General features: G+C 60.6%; 14 protein-coding genes. 10 read left to right on the top strand and 4 right to left on the bottom strand.

Going from position 1 to position 14,879, the window contains the following annotated elements; genetic code table 11:
* Positions 1 to 60: 60 nt before the first annotated feature.
* Positions 61 to 1,248, bottom strand: a complete 1,188-nt coding sequence (gene pobA, locus AB7M23_RS15425; protein WP_330523103.1) for a 4-hydroxybenzoate 3-monooxygenase — start codon at positions 1,246 to 1,248, stop codon at positions 61 to 63.
* Positions 1,249 to 1,450: 202 nt separating this feature from the next.
* Here pobA and AB7M23_RS15420 point away from each other — a divergent pair, with 202 nt between their 5' ends.
* On the top strand, positions 1,451 to 2,341 hold the full coding sequence (locus AB7M23_RS15420) for a helix-turn-helix domain-containing protein (RefSeq protein ID WP_065761945.1): 891 nt from the start codon (positions 1,451 to 1,453) through the stop codon (positions 2,339 to 2,341).
* A gap of 220 nt (positions 2,342 to 2,561) precedes the next feature.
* The gene (locus tag AB7M23_RS15415; protein WP_102053448.1) at positions 2,562 to 3,497 is read left to right on the top strand and encodes a SphA family protein; all 936 of its coding nucleotides are present in this window, start codon (positions 2,562 to 2,564) and stop codon (positions 3,495 to 3,497) included.
* Positions 3,498 to 3,573: 76 nt separating this feature from the next.
* Here AB7M23_RS15415 and AB7M23_RS15410 read toward each other — a convergent pair whose 3' ends face one another.
* On the bottom strand, positions 3,574 to 5,424 hold the full coding sequence (locus AB7M23_RS15410) for a sigma 54-interacting transcriptional regulator (RefSeq protein WP_454241230.1): 1,851 nt from the start codon (positions 5,422 to 5,424) through the stop codon (positions 3,574 to 3,576).
* Between the two features lie 557 nt (positions 5,425 to 5,981).
* Between AB7M23_RS15410 and pchA the strand changes: the two genes are divergently transcribed.
* The 8 genes from pchA to AB7M23_RS15370 all read left to right on the top strand — a co-directional run bounded on the left by pchA (position 5,982) and on the right by AB7M23_RS15370 (position 13,861).
* The gene (gene pchA, locus AB7M23_RS15405; RefSeq protein ID WP_454241229.1) at positions 5,982 to 7,457 is read left to right on the top strand and encodes a 4-hydroxybenzaldehyde dehydrogenase; all 1,476 of its coding nucleotides are present in this window, start codon (positions 5,982 to 5,984) and stop codon (positions 7,455 to 7,457) included.
* Positions 7,458 to 7,510: 53 nt separating this feature from the next.
* The gene (locus AB7M23_RS15400; protein ID WP_065760041.1) at positions 7,511 to 7,846 is read left to right on the top strand and encodes a c-type cytochrome; all 336 of its coding nucleotides are present in this window, start codon (positions 7,511 to 7,513) and stop codon (positions 7,844 to 7,846) included.
* A gap of 10 nt (positions 7,847 to 7,856) precedes the next feature.
* Positions 7,857 to 8,549 carry a hypothetical protein gene (locus AB7M23_RS15395; RefSeq protein WP_454241228.1) on the top strand — a complete coding sequence of 231 codons (693 nt, stop codon included), beginning with the start codon at positions 7,857 to 7,859 and terminating at the stop codon, positions 8,547 to 8,549.
* 12 nt (positions 8,550 to 8,561) lie between these two features.
* The gene (locus AB7M23_RS15390) at positions 8,562 to 10,130 is read left to right on the top strand and encodes an FAD-binding oxidoreductase (protein ID WP_065760039.1); all 1,569 of its coding nucleotides are present in this window, start codon (positions 8,562 to 8,564) and stop codon (positions 10,128 to 10,130) included.
* A 60-nt stretch (positions 10,131 to 10,190) separates the two neighbouring features.
* Positions 10,191 to 10,562, top strand: coding sequence for a c-type cytochrome (locus tag AB7M23_RS15385; protein WP_065760038.1), 372 nt, complete (start codon positions 10,191 to 10,193; stop codon positions 10,560 to 10,562).
* Positions 10,563 to 10,822: 260 nt separating this feature from the next.
* A complete protein-coding gene (locus tag AB7M23_RS15380) occupies positions 10,823 to 11,227 on the top strand; it encodes a hypothetical protein (protein ID WP_102053451.1) in 405 nt (134 codons plus the stop codon).
* 259 nt (positions 11,228 to 11,486) lie between these two features.
* On the top strand, positions 11,487 to 12,521 hold the full coding sequence (locus AB7M23_RS15375) for a phosphotransferase (protein WP_454241227.1): 1,035 nt from the start codon (positions 11,487 to 11,489) through the stop codon (positions 12,519 to 12,521).
* The gene (locus tag AB7M23_RS15370; RefSeq protein ID WP_102053453.1) at positions 12,515 to 13,861 is read left to right on the top strand and encodes an erythromycin esterase family protein; all 1,347 of its coding nucleotides are present in this window, start codon (positions 12,515 to 12,517) and stop codon (positions 13,859 to 13,861) included. Before AB7M23_RS15375 ends, AB7M23_RS15370 begins: the two co-directional genes overlap by 7 nt.
* Positions 13,862 to 13,912: 51 nt before the next feature.
* On the opposite strand, the gene AB7M23_RS15365 is transcribed toward AB7M23_RS15370, so the two are convergent.
* Together AB7M23_RS15365 and AB7M23_RS15360 are read right to left on the bottom strand one after the other, a co-directional pair.
* Complete coding sequence (locus tag AB7M23_RS15365) at positions 13,913 to 14,590, bottom strand: phosphoribosyltransferase (RefSeq protein WP_454241226.1); 678 nt, start codon at positions 14,588 to 14,590, stop codon at positions 13,913 to 13,915.
* An 11-nt stretch (positions 14,591 to 14,601) separates the two neighbouring features.
* Entirely contained in the window at positions 14,602 to 14,877 is a 276-nt protein-coding gene (locus AB7M23_RS15360) for an acyl carrier protein (RefSeq protein WP_102053455.1), read from the bottom strand.
* Positions 14,878 to 14,879 lie beyond the last annotated feature (2 nt).

Genomic DNA, 14,879 nt, shown 5'->3' with positions numbered 1-14,879 from the left:
TCAGTCTCCGTTTGCACAGTGCAACGCCCGCACCCAGGTTGCGGGCGCCCAACACGCTGATTACTCGACGTCTTCGTAAGGCAGGCCGACGTAGTTTTCGGCGATATTGACCAGGCCGGCATGGGAGTTGAGGAAGTACTCACGGTCGGCTTGCTGCATCTTCTGGTCCCAGGCGTCCTTGTGGTCGCCGAAATCATGCAACAGGTTGGTCATGAACCAGCTGAAACGTTCGCCTTTCCAGATACGGCGCAGCGCCAGTTCCGAGTATTTCTCCAGCAGGTCGGTGCGGCCTTCCTTGTAGACCTTGACCAGGATGCGGTACAGGTAGCACACGTCGGAGGCGGCCAGGTTCAGGCCTTTTGCGCCGGTCGGTGGCACGATGTGAGCCGCGTCGCCCACCAGGAACAACTTGCCATACTGCATCGGCTCAACCACGTAGCTGCGCAACGGGGCGATGCTCTTCTCCAGCGATGGACCAGTCACCAGCTTGTCGGCCACTTCCTGCGGCAGACGTGCCTTGAGCTCATCCCAGAAGCGTTCATCGGACCACGCTTCGACCTTGTCGGTCAGCGGTACTTGCAGGTAGTAACGGCTGCGGGTCAGCGAGCGCTGGCTGCACAGGACGAAACCACGGTCATGGTGGGCATAGATCAGTTCATGGTTGACCGGTGGGGTGTCGGACAGCAGGCCCAGCCAGCCGAATGGATACACGCGCTCGTATTGGGTGAGGATCTCCTCCGGGATGCTCTTGCGGGCAACACCGTGGAAGCCGTCGCAACCGGCGATGTAGTCACAATCGATGCGGTAGGTTTCGCCGCCTTTTTCAAAGGTGACGTAAGGATTTTCGCCCTTCATCTCGTGCGGCTGCACATTCTCGGCCGAGTAGATGATCGGCGCACCGCTGGCAGTGCGAGCGTCCATCAGGTCACGGGTGACTTCCGTCTGGCCATAGACCATCACGGTCTTGCCACCGGTCAGCGCTTTGAGGTCAACGCGAATGCGCTTACCGGCAACCAGCAACTCGACGCCGTCGTGAACCAGGCCCTCGGCGTCCATACGCTCGGAAACACCGGCTTCACGGAGCATGTCCACCGTGCCTTGCTCCAGTACACCGGCACGAATGCGACTGAGCACATAGTCCGGTGTCTGACGTTCAAGAATGATGTTGTCGATGCCAGCCTTGTGCAGCAGTTGACCCAGCAGAAGTCCAGAAGGGCCGGCACCGATAATCGCAACCTGAGTTTTCATTACTGTGATCTCACATGGGCACTCCAGCCGGTTTCGGGCAACGACTGGAGGTTATTGTTTTATTTGGCCCCTGCATTTTTACTTACAAAAACTGGAAAAAAAGGTGATATTTCGCCCATGAATTGCACTTTTGAAAATACGGTTCGATTATCGAACGAACCAATACCCCCCTCTAACCACACCCGCCAGGTCGCTTCGCACGATGAAAACCAGCCTTCCCAGCATCCCCGTATTCAAGCTGTACGGTGAAAACCAGGCATGGCCAACCCCGGACCTGCTGCACTGCGAGTCGATCCCCAAACGCAGTAGCCTGCACCATTGGGAGATCAAGCCACACCGTCACGCCGACCTGTTCCAGTTGCTCTACGTACAGCGTGGCCAAGCGATGGTCGAGGTCGAGGGACGGCGTACAAAGGTGTTGGAAGCGTCGATCCAGGTCACGCCGCCGCTGACCGTGCATGGCTTTCAGTTTTCAGAAAATATCGAGGGCTACGTACTCACCCTTGGTGCGCCACTGGTCGCGCAATTGGAGGCACAATTGGGTGCGCCACTGACCGTCCTGGCATCGTCCGGCTGCTACCCGGTCGGGCGTGATCGCCGTACCCTCAATACCCTGTTCACAGCCCTGCATCAGGAGTATGAAGGCAGCGCGCCAGCACGCGACCTGCTGCTGCACTCCCTGGTCAATGTGCTGATGGTCTGGATCAGCCGCCAAGGCCTGCAGAACAGGCAACCAAGTAGCCGTGGCGAACGCAACCAGCAATTGCTCAGCAGCTTTATCAAGCTGGTGGAACAGCATTACCGGGAGCATCTCTCAGTGGAGCACTTCGCCCACCGTGTCGGCCTTTCCAGCGTGCACCTCAATACCCTGTGCCGAGAACTGGCCGGGCAGACAGCGCTGCAGATCATTCACCAACGCCTGCTACTGGAAGCCAAGCGCAGCCTGATCTACACCACCATGAGCATCAGCCAGTTGTCCGACAGCCTGGGCTTCAGCGACCCGACCTACTTCTCACGCTTCTTCCGCCGCCTCAGTGGCCAGACCCCTAACGCATTCCGCCAAGCGGCCGGGCACCACGAAAGCGGCGCCTGAACACCCGCGAGTTTTTCGCAGTCAGCCGAATTTTCTTAATAAATACCGCCACTTTCAGGCATGCAAGGCGCAGAAACGTTAGGCCTTAAAAACATAACTTATTGATTTTAAAGGCTAAAAAATAAAATTAAAAACTGGCACGGTAGTTGAGAGGCGTCCCCCTTGCGCAGCGGCATAAAACCCTCTGCGCATGACTCATAACAATAAGGCTGACCCTCTCATGCATCAGAAATTCACCCTCGCCACACCCCTTGCGCTCACTGCTGCCCTTCTGCTGGCCAGCACGGCTTCACAGGTTCAGGCCACTGAAGGCGGTATCTCATCCTGGCCGATGGGCATCGAAAACTACGGCATGGGTATCCTGCCGCCGCCTGGCACGTACGGTCAGGTGTTCGTCGGCAACTACCTGGCCGACACCCTGCGCGACAACGCCGGCGACAAAGCGGCTGACATCGACCTGCGCGTGACCACCATCGTTCCACGTTTTGTCTGGGTTACCGAGCAGAAGGTCCTGGGTGGCAACCTCGGCTTTCATGCGTTGCTGCCACTCAACGATATCCGCCTGAACGTCAAGAATGGTCCGCACGACCACAAGCGCGGCATCGGTGACGCGCACCTCGGCCCGGTGATCGGCTTCCACCACAGTGACAAGTTCCACACTGCCGTGGGCGTCGACTTCGTGCTGCCTACCGGTAGCGAGTACGACAAGAACGACCTGGTCAACCTGGGCAACAACTACTACACCGTACAGGCGGTGTATGCCATGACCTACATGGACCCCAACGGCTTCAATGCCGACGTGCGGCTGATGCACGACTACAACTTCGAGAATAAGGACACCCACTACCAGTCTGGCCGTGAACTGCATGCGGACTACACCCTCGGCTGGGGCCTGGGTAACGGCTGGGTACTCGGTGTCGGCGGCCACGCCTATCAGCAGATCAGCGATGACAAATGCAGCGCCTCAAACTGCGCCGCCGCAGCCCTGGTTGACGCCAACGACGGCAACCGTGGCCGCTCCTTCTCCATTGGCCCTGCAGTGCAGTACACCAGCAAGAGCGGCTGGTCGCTGAGTGCCAAGTGGCAGGACGAATCGAGCGTGCGCAACCGCGCCGAAGGCCAGACATACTGGCTGAAGTTCACCACCGCGCTCTGAGCCGCACCCGCAGGCCGTAATGAAAACGCCCCGAACCGTACAGGTTGCGGGGCGTTTTTAATCGCATTACAGGCCTTCAACCACCCTTGAGGCGGTAACTGACCTGAGCTCGGCTCATGCCGAGCATCTGTGCGGCCGCAGTCACATTGCCACCGGAGCGTTCCAGCGCCAGGCGCACCAGGCGCAGTTCGATCTCTTCCAGCGAGGTGCTCAAGACCCGCTGGCGTCCCGAGACGAAGTCCTGCAGGCTCGCCAACGCCGGCTCCTCGGCCGCACCATCGGCCACAGGCTCAACGGCAGGCTCCGAGGCGGGCGATACAGCCTCCTCAGCGGCTCGCGTCGCCGACAGACGCCCCTCGGCAGTCAGGCCGATCGCCGTCGCCATCAGCGGCGCCCCGGCTTCGGTCAGGTGCACAACGTCCATCACCTCGCCGTCACCAGCAGCAATCACACCGCGCTCGATAAGGTTCTGCAGCTCGCGGATGTTGCCCGGGAAACGGTAGGTCAGCAGTGCATTGACCAGGCGCGTGCTGAAACCGGCCAGCTGACGACCATGACGCTGGCTGAAGATACGCAGGAAGTAGCTCATCAACAGCGGAATATCTTCGCGACGTTCACGCAGCGGCGGCAGGTGAATCGGGAAGACGTTCAGTCGATAGAACAGGTCTTCACGGAAACGTCCGGCTTCGACTTCACGGCGCAAGTCCAGGTTGGTGGCGGCGATCACCCGTACGTCGACCGCAATCGGCGCCGTCCCCCCTACTCGCTCGATCTCGCCTTCCTGCAAGGCACGCAGAATCTTGCTTTGCGCACTGAGGCTGAGCGTGGCGATTTCATCAAGGAACAAGGTACCGCCATCAGCCCGCTCGAAACGCCCGGGCCGCGAACGGTCAGCCCCGGTGAAGGCCCCGCGCTCGACACCAAACAGCTCGGCCTCCACCAGATTCTCTGGCAGGGTTGCGCAGTTCAAGGCCACCAGTTGCGTGTGGTGCCGCGAACTGGCCTGATGCAGGGTACGTGCAAACAACTCCTTGCCCACGCCAGACTCGCCGGTCAGCAGGACCGTGGCCTGGGTCGGTGCTACGCGTTGCAACAGCTGACTGGCCGCGACAAAGGCAGCGGAAATCCCCACCAGCTGTTTACCCTCAGGCGGTACGTCGAGCTCGGCAAGGGTCGTCTCGGTACCTGAGCTGTAGGCACTGCGGCTCAGGAAGTCGCCCGCGTCCAGATACGCCAGGTCGACGTCGATATCCTCCCACTGCTCGGCCGGCTTGCCGACGATGCGGCAGGCCTGGTGGCCCATGGCGCGGCACTCCTCCTCGCGAAAGACCACCAGACGCCCGAGCAGCGACGAGGCATAGCCGCTGGCATAGCCGATCTCCATCCAACAGGCCGGTTCGCCACCCAAGCCGTAGACCGCAATGTGTTCATCGTCCTCCAGGGAGTTGTGCCAGAGGAATTCGGAGTAGAAGTGCCCGGCGCTGGAATCGATCTCGAAACGCACGACCTCGACATTGACCATGCCCTCAAGCATATGCAGGCGCGGCCCGGCGCTGTAGAGGCTGGCGTGATCACCCTCGGGCCATTGCTCGCTGACCTGCGCAGCATCGCGTGCACCGGCTTGCCAACCGATACGCGTGAGCAAGCCACGCGCCTTGTCAAACCCCAACGCGTCAATCAGTTCACGGCGAATAGCCCCGAACGCAGAGCCCTGCAGCAGCATCATGCGCTGGCCGCACAGCCATATGCTGCCATCCTGTGGGGCGAAGGCCACGGTTTCAGCCAGTTGTTCAGCGGAAGGCAAACCACTGGCACCGAACTGGCTGGCCCGATCAACGATCAGGCGCTTCTGTCGACCGAGTAACTGCTTGAGAAAATCCTCATCCGCAGGACGGCCGGTCTTGCTGGTTGTTGTTGTACGAGTCATAGGCAATCAACAGAAGGCAGATAAGTAGCCTTTCAGTATGCCCAGCCCCCCCGTCGGGTCAATCGGCAGGCGGACGACTAGCCACCCTCTTCAGGCACTTTCGTCCGATAACCGCACAATTTCTCTTCATTCGGCGCACTGCCGAGCTTTCGACAGCTTGCGACTTCTCTGCATAAATTTCCGCACCTGCCGCTTCAAACCCTCCTGCCCGCGACATCCTGTCGCGCCTGTAAATTCTCGCAAGACACTGTTTTAAAAGGGAAAAATTAATTTTAAGCCGCGTGGCACGATAATTGTTAGTCACAGGTCACGTGCACATCGATAAAAAAAATACAGGTGACCCCGACATGACCACTGCCCACTTCGCGCTTGACACCCGCTGCACCTTGCCGGTGCGGCTAGTCTCCTTGTGCAACCTCCCGGACAGTGCCCTCGGTGCCCTCCATCAGCTGCAAGGCTGAACCGTAACCCTGCGTACCACGACCAGCCGGAAGCCTTCGGCCAGCGGCGCTCAAGCCGCTGATGGATGACCTTTCGGTTCTATAAGAGAGAACATCATGACCGCTACTCGCCCTGCCTATCAGAACCTTGACTTGCAGCCGCTCGCCGGAGAATGGCGTGCCGGCAGCGCCGGTCGCTCGCTGGAAGTGTTCGACCCCTTCACCCAACAGCGTTTGCTGGACATTCCCCTGGCCAATCGCGAAGACCTGGACGCGGCCTACCGCAAGGCACGCGAAACCCAGGCCGAGTGGGCAAGCAAAGGGCCCGCCGCGCGCGCCCAGGTGCTGCTTAATGCAGTGAAGATTTTCGACGAACGCCGCGAAGAAATCATCGACTGGATCATCCGGGAGTCCGGCAGTACCCGCATCAAGGCCCAGATCGAGTGGGGCGCCGCCCGTGCCATCACCCTGGAGTCGGCCAGCCTGCCAAGCCGCGTACACGGGCGCATCATTGCGTCGAACATCCCGGGCAAGGAAAGCCGCGTCTACCGCATGCCACTGGGCGTGATCGGTGTCATCAGCCCGTGGAACTTCCCCCTGCACCTGACCGCCCGCTCACTGGCACCCGCCCTGGCCCTGGGCAACGCTGTGGTGGTCAAACCGGCCAGCGATACCCCGGTCACCGGCGGCCTGGTGCTGGCGCGTATTTTCGAAGAAGCCGGCCTGCCAGCTGGCGTACTCAGCGTGGTCGTGGGCTCCGGCGCGGAAATCGGCGATGCCTTTGTCGAGCACCCGGTACCGGCGTTCATCTCGTTCACCGGCTCCACTCAGGTTGGGCGCAACATCGGTCGCATTGCCAGCGGCGGCGAACACCTCAAGCACGTTGCCCTCGAGCTGGGCGGCAATAGCCCGTTCGTGGTCCTGGCTGACGCTGATGTCGAGCAGGCCGTCAATGCCGCCGTGGTGGGCAAGTTCCTGCACCAGGGGCAGATCTGCATGGCGATCAACCGCATCATCGTCGAACAGCCACTGCTGGAAGCCTTCACCCGCCGCTTCGTCGAGCGCGTCAAAGCCCTGCCCTACGGCGACCCGAGCAAGGCCGAAACCGTAGTCGGCCCGGTGATCAACGCCAAGCAACTGGCCGGCCTTCAGGAGAAGATCAACACGGCCATCGCCGAAGGCGCCACGCTGCTGGTCGGCGCGCAAGCCCAGGGCAATGTAATGCCACCGCATGTGTTCGGCAACGTGACCGCCGACATGGAGATCGCCCGGGAAGAAATCTTTGGCCCACTGGTCGGCATTCAGTCCGCCCGTGATGCCGAGCATGCCCTGGAGCTGGCCAACCGCAGCGAGTACGGCCTGTCCAGCGCGGTGTTCACCTCCAGCCTGGAGCGCGGCGTGCAGTTCGCCCAGCGTATTCATGCCGGCATGACCCATGTCAACGACATCCCGGTCAATGACGAACCCAACGCACCGTTCGGTGGCGAGAAGAATTCCGGCCTTGGCCGCTTCAATGGCGACTGGGCCATTGAAGAGTTCACCACTGATCACTGGATCACCCTGCAACACGCCCCTCGTCCGTATCCCTTCTGATCCGGCCCAAGGCTCCCATGAACCAACCTACCAATAAGAATATGGAGTACGAAATGTCATCACTCCTCAACAGCTCAGCTGTGAAACGGACTTTCGCGGCTTGCTTCGCCCTGCCTTTTGTCGTGCTTGCCGGTAATGCCGCCGCCGATGGTGATGGCGTCTGGAAAGGCGGAGAAAACGTCTACGCCAAGGTTTGCGGCCACTGCCATGAAAACAAGGTCGGCCCGGTGATCAAGGGTCGCCAACTGCCACCGGCGTACATCACCGCCGTGGTGCGCAACGGCTTCCGCGCCATGCCGGCCTTCCCCGCTTCGTTCATCGACGACAACTCGCTGCAACAGGTCGCCGACTACATTTCCAAAGCGTCTGCACCAGCGGCCAAACCTTAAGGAGCGCGTCATGAACGTCGAACGTCGTTTCCTGCTCAAGGGTATGGCCCTGGGCGGCCTGGCCGGTGTTGCCATGGGCAGTTCCAGCCTGGCCATGGCCAACACCATGCTCGGCGGCCGGGCCCGGCCGGCGCTGCCGACCCTGGCCTTGGTCAGCGGCAATGTCGCTGAGTCGGCCTTCCTCCAGGGGATCAACGCCAGCCCAGCTGCCAGGCAGGTCAGTGTGCAGCGCACCGACCTCAGCCTGGACTTCATCCTCGGCCTGGAAAAGCGCCTGCGCAGTGGCCAGCCGCAACGCATCATTGGCCTGGTCGACGATGCCAGCGCCGAGCTGATCGTAGACCTGGCGCGCAGCACAGGTGCCCGGGTGCAATGGCTGGGCCAGCACAACGCAACGGCCACCGCCTCGCAGCACCGCCTGCTCAGCGCCCAAGCGGCCAGCGGCTGCGCCCCGCAGCTGGGCCTGCAGTTGAACGCCTGTGGCACCGGGTTCAGCCTCAGCGAGCAGCGCCTGCATGGCAACAAAGCCCCCCTGCAGATGGGCGCCGCCAGCCGTAACCGCGCCGGTTCCGAGCAATGGGCCGCCACGCTCGGCTACGCCCTGGCAGTAATGGGCAGCGCCGACAGCGGACAGGCACCCCTGGTGGCCAGCCGCCCATCGCCGTTGACCGGCAATTTCGTTTCGTTCTCGATCGAAGCTTGAAGGAGCTAACAGATGACTGAGCAAACCAACAACACCCTGCTCCCGCGCGGCGTCGATGCTGCCAACTTCCAACAAGCCATCGCCAAGTTCCGTAAGCTGCTGGGCGAGGACAATGTTCTGGTCAAGGACGATCAACTGATCCCCTACACCAAGATCATGATGGCCGTGGACAACGCCGAACACACGCCATCCGCCGCCGTCACCGCCACCACCGTCGAGCAGGTGCAAGGCGTGGTGAAGATCTGCAACGAACACAAGATTCCGGTATGGACCATCTCCACCGGCCGTAACTTCGGCTACGGTTCGGCGGCGCCAGGCCAACGCGGCCAGGTGATCCTCGACCTGAAGAAGATGAACAAGATCCTGCATGTCGACCCAGAGCTGTGTACGGCACTGGTCGAACCGGGTGTGACCTACCAGCAGTTGTACGACTACCTGCAGGAAAACAACCTGCCGCTCATGCTGTCGTTCTCCGCGCCGTCGGCCATCGCCGGCCCGCTGGGCAATACCATGGACCGTGGCGTGGGCTACACCCCCTACGGTGAGCACTTCCTGATGCAATGCGGCATGGAAGTGGTACTGGCCAACGGTGACGTCTACCGTACCGGCATGGGCGGCGTTAAGGGCGACAAGGCCTGGCAGGTGTTCAAATGGGGCTACGGCCCAACCCTGGACGGCATGTTCACCCAGGCCAACTATGGTATCTGCACCAAGATGGGTTTCTGGCTGATGCCAAAACCACCGGTGTTCAAGCCGTTCGAGATCAAGTTCGAGAACGAGTCGGACATCGCTGAGATTGTCGAATTCATCCGCCCCCTGCGTATTGCCCAGGTCATCCCGAACTCGGTGGTCATCGCCGGCGTACTCTGGGAAGCCTCCACCTGCAACACCCGCCGTGCCGACTACACCACTGAGCCGGGTGCGACCTCCGACGCGATCCTCAAGCAGATCCAGAAAGACAAGAACCTCGGTGCCTGGAACGTGTACGCCGCGCTCTACGGCACTCAGGAACAGGTCGATGTGAACTGGAAGATCGTCACCGGCGCCCTGAAACAACTGGGCAAAGGCCGCATCGTCACCCAGGAAGAAGCCGGTGACACCCAGCCGTTCAAGTACCGCGCGCAATTGATGTCGGGTGTGCCAAACCTGCAGGAATTCGGCCTGTACAACTGGCGTGGCGGCGGTGGTTCGATGTGGTTCGCCCCGGTGAGCCAGGCCCGTGGCAGCGAGTGCAACAAGCAGCAGGCGCTGGCCAAGAAGATCCTCAACAAGCATGGCCTGGACTATGTCGGCGAGTTCATCGTCGGCTGGCGCGACATGCACCACGTCATCGACGTGTTGTACGACCGCACCAACCCGGAAGAGACCAAGCGCGCCAACGCCTGCTTCGCCGAACTGCTGGATGTGTTCGAGAGCGAAGGCTACGCCGTGTACCGCGTCAACACAGCCTTCCAGGAGCGTGTGGCGCAGAGCTACGGCCCGGTGAAGCGCAAGGTTGAGCATGCACTCAAGCGTGCCCTGGATCCGAACAACATTCTGGCGCCAGGCAAGTCGGGCATCGACCTCGCCAACCCGTTCTGATTGCTCTTGATGCCCCGCCGGCACCTCTCGGCGGGGCGGTTTTTACCGCTAGGAAATACCATGAACTACGCGCAACTGTTCGCTGCCAGTGCCTTGCTGCTGGCTGCCCCTCTGGCCCTGGCTCAGGGCGACGCCGCCCAGGGCAAAACCCTGTTCACCGCCCAGTGCGGCTTCTGTCACAGCCCCGAAGCGGGCAAGAATCTCATGGGCCCAAGCCTGCATGGCGTGTTCGGCCGTGCCAGCGCCCAAGCACCCGCCTTCAGCTACTCTGCCGCACTGCAAGGCGCCAAGCTGCAGTGGAATGAAGCCAACCTGGACAAATGGCTGAGCAGCCCTGCCACCCTGCTGCCGGGCAACATGATGATGTTCCCCGGCCAGGCAGACGCGCAGAGCCGCCAACACCTGATCGCTTACCTGAAAACCTTGAAGTAAGCGCCTTCAGGGCCACCAGGGTGACCATCAGCGCAGCGTTTCCGTAGGTTCTGCCGTCGGTACGCCCATCGCGCATCTGGTCACCCTGTTGCCGCCCACACCTTAAGTCGTACCCCCTGCCTCTTTGGTACTGGAAAGCCCCCGTGTGCTTGACAGCCCGACAGGCCGATCGCAATTCTTGCCGCGCAGAACAGGCCCTCCATAACAACAACAGCGATTGAGTGGCGCTTCACTGCGCCATCGGAACAAGGAGTTCGTCGATGCTTGGCTACTATGCGCAATACAGCAAGGAATACATCGCCACCCTGATGATCGTGACCACGCTTTTCTTCGCGCTGCCGATCTTCATTGCGCCTATTGCCTGGGCCAAAGCCATGCGCTGGACGATCCCGGACCATCAGCACCTGGCCATTTACTTCGGACGCTGCCTTGGCGCATTCATTCTGGTCATTGAAGCCGCCATGCTGCGTTCGGTCATGACCGGCACTAGTTACAGCTACGCCTTCGACCTACTGTTCATGGTCTTCGGCCTGATGTTCGCCGTGCATGTCTATGGCGCACTGAAGCGTATCCAACCGATCACCGAAACCCTGGAAATCGGCTTCTGGGTAATGCTCTTCGTCCTTAATATCCTGTTCTACCCCGCCACCACCCTCACCCCCTGAAGGCCCTGCGCGAGTGCGGCAGCTGCAGCGCACGCTCCGACAGTACGACCTTTTGCCCATGGTGGTGTCAGCAGCGCAAGCGCACACTGCCTGCAGCTGATGGATCAGCGACCCGTCGCAGAGAGCCCGCCTTACGCGGGCTTTTTGTCGTCTGGTGTCCTGTAGACGGCACCGAGTCCACCTTTCTGACAAATGTCAAAAGGCCCGGACCTGTCTTGGATAGAGTAGTTGCAACGGCTACCTACCCATCGAGACGACCATGAGCAACTCGCAGGACGAGGTCATCGCCTTTCTCTCATGCCCCGGCAACTACCCAGGGCCTGAGCAGCCGGTCATCTGCATAGAGAGCCACGGTTCCAGAGTGTTTCTCCACGCGGATCGAGCCTACAAGCTCAAGCTCGCAGTGGCGTATGCTGCGCTGGATTTCCTGACCCTGGAACGCCGCGAGCAGGCCTGCCGGGCTGAGTTGCGACTCAACAGCCGGACAGCCCCAGACCTGTATTTGCGCCTATGCCCGATCACACGCCAATCAGATGGCCAGCTGGCATTCGACGGTGACGGCCAGGTCGTGGATTGGCTGGTGGTCATGCGGCGCTTTCCTCAGGAAGCGCTGTTCGACCGCATGGCCGTTGAGGGTCGACTGAGCGAGCCGCTGATCACTGAACTGGGAGCGGACATTGCACGGTTTCATGCCAGCGCCGAGGTTACCCCGGCCTTCGGTCGCGTGGATGACCTGGCCTGGGAAGTTGAAAAGAACCATCGGGAAATGTGCCGCTATCCGCAGCTCTTGGCGATGGACGCGGTCAACGCCCTCTACAGTGCCAGCCGTTCGACACTCGACGGCTTGACCCAATGCCTGGAACAGCGCCGACGCGAGGGACGGGTGCGGCGTTGTCATGGCGACCTGCGCTTGGCCAACATCTGTTTGTACAACGGGCATCCGACGTTATTCGACGGTATTGAGTTCAGCGAGCGAATCGCCTGTATCGACAGGCTCTACGACGTGGCATTCGTGTTAATGGACCTGGACCATCATGGTCTGCACCCTCTGGCGGTGTGCCTGTTGAACAGCTATCTGCAACACGGTGACATGAACGAAGACTGCCGCCCCTTGGCATTCTTTCTTTCATTAAGGGCCGCGACTCGCAGTTTTTCCCTCGCCAACGGCTCAGTGCGCCAGCAGGACTGTGCCTTGCAGCAACTGAAAGCCGATAAAGCCCGGCAATTGCTGCGTCAGGCACAGGGCTACCTGAATGACGAAAGCCCACGTCCGGGAGTACCCACAGCATGTTGAAGAAACCCTATGCCTACCGCGCCAACAGCGCCCAGGCCGCTATTACGCCGTTGCTACGCCATTACGCTGAACCGTTGCCAGCGCTGGAGACAGAAGCCTTCGGCGCGCTGTTTGACCGCTACGCCGATGCGCGGGTGGTCATGATCGGCGAAGCCAGTCATGGCACCTCGGACTTCTATCGGGCCCGTGCGGCGATTACTCAACGGCTGATAACCCAGCACGGCTTCAACATCATTGCCGTCGAAGCAGACTGGCCAGATGCCAGCCACGTTGACCGCTATGTGCGCGGGCTGGCACCAACGGCCTGGAAGCGCCATATCTTCAGCCGCTTTCCTACCTGGATGTGGCGCAATACCGAGGTGAAAACCTTTGCCCACTGGCTACACCAGTACAACCACTCGATGGCCCCGGAGCGGCGTGTCGAGTTCCGTGGGCTGGATGTCTACAGCTTGCGCAACTCCATTCGGGAGGTGCTGCACTATCTGGAGGGTGTCGACCCGCTGCTGGCCCATGAAGCGCGGCAACGCTACGGCTGTCTGACCCCTTGGCAGGATGATCCGACCCTGTATGGTCACTTTGTCGAACGTGCAGGTGTAATGCCCTGTGAGCAAGCGGTGGTCGAGCAACTGAACGTCATGTTGGCCAAGCAGTTGGCCGGGCTGGTAAAGGACGATGAAGCCTTTTTCGATGCCCGGCAGAATGCACAAGTCATCCGGGCGGCGGAACAGTACTACCGCGCCATCTATCGTGGTTCGAGCGCCTCCTGGAACCTGCGCGACCGGCATATGTTCGACACCTTGCAGGCGCTGCTCGAACATCGGGGTGCTGAAGCCAAAGCCGTGGTGTGGGCGCACAACTCCCATATCGGCAATGCAAGTGCCACGGAGATGGGCTGGATGGGACAATTCAACATTGGCCAACTGTGCCGCAGCGCCTATGGTCGGGACGTGGTGCTGATCGGCATGAGCACCGATCAGGGTCAGGTAGCGGCGGCCGATGATTGGGATGGCGACATGCACATCAAGGATGTGCGCCCCTCACGTGCCGATAGCTGGGAACAGCAATTTCTCAAGGCCGGCGTGGCCCGCTCATTGACCGACTGGCGTGATCCGCAACGAGAGGATCTGCGCGACGCGCTGTCCATGTCGCTGCTGGAACGGGCCATAGGTGTCATCTACCGCCCGCAGAGTGAACGCGAAAGCCACTATTTTCAGGCAGTACTGGCCGACCAATTCGACGCAATGGTGTGGTTTGAAAAGACGCTTCCGGTCACAGCGTTGCCACTGCCCAAATCCCAGAAGCTGGAACCGGAAGACGAGACCTATCCGTTTGGCGTGTAGGGGTCACGCAGCCGCTTCAACAGCGGCTTGTTCCCCATAAAACGGTGCCATTCACACGCCAGATTCACGCTGCCAGGCACGCTGCAGCAGGTCGATGACCTCGTCGTCCGATGTCTGGGAAAAGTCCAGGTACCATTGCCCGATCGACACCAGCCACTCAGGCGTGAGCGGGCACACCAGCTCGGTCACTTCACTGCGCAAGGCCTCGGCAGAGTCCAGTGCCGCCACAGGCACGGCAACGACAATGTGCGCCGGGTTGTGTCGCCGTACGGCATGTACCGCAGCCATCATTGTGGCCCCGGTGGCCAGCCCGTCATCGACCAGAATCACCACCTGATCCTTGAGGTTCAAGGGCTGTCGCCCTGCCCGGTAGGCGTGCTCGCGGCGTGATAACTCACGGGTTTCCCGTTCGACCACAGCGTCGAGGGTAACCTGATCGATGTGATTGGCTCGCAACACGTCCTCATTGACGATTTGTATACCGCCACTGGCAATGGCGCCCATGGCGTATTCCTCATGAGAGGGCACGCCCAGCTTGCGGACCAGCATCACGTCCAGGCGAACCTCAAGAGCGCTGGCGATTTCGTAGGCAACCGGAACACCACCGCGTGGCAGGCCGAGAACAATGACATCATCCCGTTGTGCGAATTGCAGCAGCGACTCCACCAGGCTTTGGCCGGCAGCCGTTCTGTCACGCAAGGTCATTTGCAACGAAGGACTAGGGTTCATCTGACACCTTCCTAAGGGCTTATCAAGGACGGATCCGCGCTCGTCGTGCCCTTTTGCAACAAATAGTCGACGAGCGTATCCAGGGTTTGTACCTGCTGGTAATCGGCTTCGGGAATGGCGATGCCGACGCGCTTGTTCAAGGCTTCGATAAAGCGAAGCCAGTCCATGGAGTCCAGATCAACCTCTTCGCGCAGTGACCGATCGCTGCGCAGGTGCTCGACCTCCAGCTCTGGCGCGATGCCTTTCAAGGCATTCAGAACCTCACTGCTGATCAATTGTCGATCCATGT

Source organism: Pseudomonas sp. HLS-6 TE3448, assembly GCF_053629555.1.
The sequence above is the reverse complement of the archived record's forward strand: the minus strand, read 5'-3'. Positions and strand labels throughout refer to the sequence as shown.

Bases quoted from the DNA above. Each gene is read 5' to 3' on its own strand.
- AB7M23_RS15380 (WP_102053451.1), top strand. From the start codon at position 10,823: ATGCTTGGCTACTATGCGCAATACAGCAAGGAATACATCGCCACCCTG.
- AB7M23_RS15375 (WP_454241227.1), top strand. From the start codon at position 11,487: ATGAGCAACTCGCAGGACGAGGTCATCGCCTTTCTCTCATGCCCCGGC.
- AB7M23_RS15415 (WP_102053448.1), top strand. From the start codon at position 2,562: ATGCATCAGAAATTCACCCTCGCCACACCCCTTGCGCTCACTGCTGCC.
- AB7M23_RS15360 (WP_102053455.1), bottom strand. From the start codon at position 14,877: ATGGATCGACAATTGATCAGCAGTGAGGTTCTGAATGCCTTGAAAGGC.
- AB7M23_RS15370 (WP_102053453.1), top strand. From the start codon at position 12,515: ATGTTGAAGAAACCCTATGCCTACCGCGCCAACAGCGCCCAGGCCGCT.
- AB7M23_RS15410 (WP_454241230.1), bottom strand. From the start codon at position 5,424: ATGACTCGTACAACAACAACCAGCAAGACCGGCCGTCCTGCGGATGAG.
- pobA (WP_330523103.1), bottom strand. From the start codon at position 1,248: ATGAAAACTCAGGTTGCGATTATCGGTGCCGGCCCTTCTGGACTTCTG.
- AB7M23_RS15365 (WP_454241226.1), bottom strand. From the start codon at position 14,590: ATGAACCCTAGTCCTTCGTTGCAAATGACCTTGCGTGACAGAACGGCT.
- AB7M23_RS15400 (WP_065760041.1), top strand. From the start codon at position 7,511: ATGTCATCACTCCTCAACAGCTCAGCTGTGAAACGGACTTTCGCGGCT.
- pchA (WP_454241229.1), top strand. From the start codon at position 5,982: ATGACCGCTACTCGCCCTGCCTATCAGAACCTTGACTTGCAGCCGCTC.
- AB7M23_RS15385 (WP_065760038.1), top strand. From the start codon at position 10,191: ATGAACTACGCGCAACTGTTCGCTGCCAGTGCCTTGCTGCTGGCTGCC.
- AB7M23_RS15420 (WP_065761945.1), top strand. From the start codon at position 1,451: ATGAAAACCAGCCTTCCCAGCATCCCCGTATTCAAGCTGTACGGTGAA.
- AB7M23_RS15390 (WP_065760039.1), top strand. From the start codon at position 8,562: ATGACTGAGCAAACCAACAACACCCTGCTCCCGCGCGGCGTCGATGCT.
- AB7M23_RS15395 (WP_454241228.1), top strand. From the start codon at position 7,857: ATGAACGTCGAACGTCGTTTCCTGCTCAAGGGTATGGCCCTGGGCGGC.